This is a genomic window from Oleiphilus sp. HI0067 (assembly GCF_001635735.1).
This window is the reverse complement of the sequence record NZ_LWFI01001668.1, coordinates 1-857: the sequence shown is the minus strand read 5'-3', so window position 1 is coordinate 857 and position 857 is coordinate 1. Positions and strand designations below refer to the sequence as shown.

Annotated in this window: 2 protein-coding genes; one reads left to right on the top strand and one right to left on the bottom strand. The window is 45.9% G+C overall.

Features of this window, described 5'->3' with window-relative positions; all coding sequences use genetic code 11:
- A partial coding sequence (locus A3739_RS26810) for an AraC family transcriptional regulator (protein WP_231877159.1) occupies window positions 1–468 on the top strand: 468 nt, incomplete at its 5' end.
- 32 nt (window positions 469–500) lie between these two features.
- Here A3739_RS26810 and A3739_RS30515 read toward each other — a convergent pair.
- Window positions 501–857, bottom strand: a 357-nt coding sequence (locus A3739_RS30515; protein ID WP_197472619.1) for a hypothetical protein, incomplete at its 5' end; no start/stop codon positions are given.

Here is an 857-nt window from a genome sequence, read left to right as displayed (position 1 = left end):
TTGGATTATTGCTGTTTCACGTTTAACGCAAAACAATGCGCGATGCACTTCCCTACCCAATGGTTAGACGCCCCATTTGAAAGTGCGAACACGGCGCTTTGTCAGGCCGCTTTAGCGCAATGCGAAGAGGAGCTAAGAAAAGTAAAACCGCAAGATTTGGTCGATCGCGTCCGGAATTTTCTCACTCTACAAGAAGGCGCCCTTCCCAGCATTGATGTGGTGGCAGAACGAAATTTTATGTCCGCGGCGACTCTAAAGAGAAAACTAGGCGAGCTTGATTACACCTATCAAGACTTAAAAAATGAAGTGAGACTTTTCACGGCAAAAGAAAAACTGTCTTCTAGCGAACTACCCATCGAGCTGATCGCTGATCAATTGGGCTTTAGCGATAACTCTAACTTCGCCAAGTTTTTTAAGAGACAAACAGGGCTAACGCCCAAGCAATACAGAACTACTGAACAAAAATAAAAGCACGCAAAAGCGTGCTTTTATTTACTTCCCTAAGCGCCTTTGCGCAGACCCTGGGCTAAATTATTTGCAGTCTCGCGCAAACGTGCGTTTGCCTGCTCAATGGTGTGCATGCTATTTACGCAGGTTTGAGCGCCATCTTGCGTTGCAGTAATGTCGCGCGCTAATTCATCTGACGCTGCACTTTGCTCAGTGGCCGCATTCGCTGCATCAGCGTTAATCAATTTCAACTCCTGTGTATTTAAGAACACGGACTGAAGCTGCTCTTTAGTCGCCACAAACTGCTCACTGACATTGTTTGTCTCAGTGCTGCTTTCGTCGATCATTTTCATCAAATGATCAGTTGTATCTTCTAGGCTAGCGACCATAGATTGAATCTCAACCGTCGC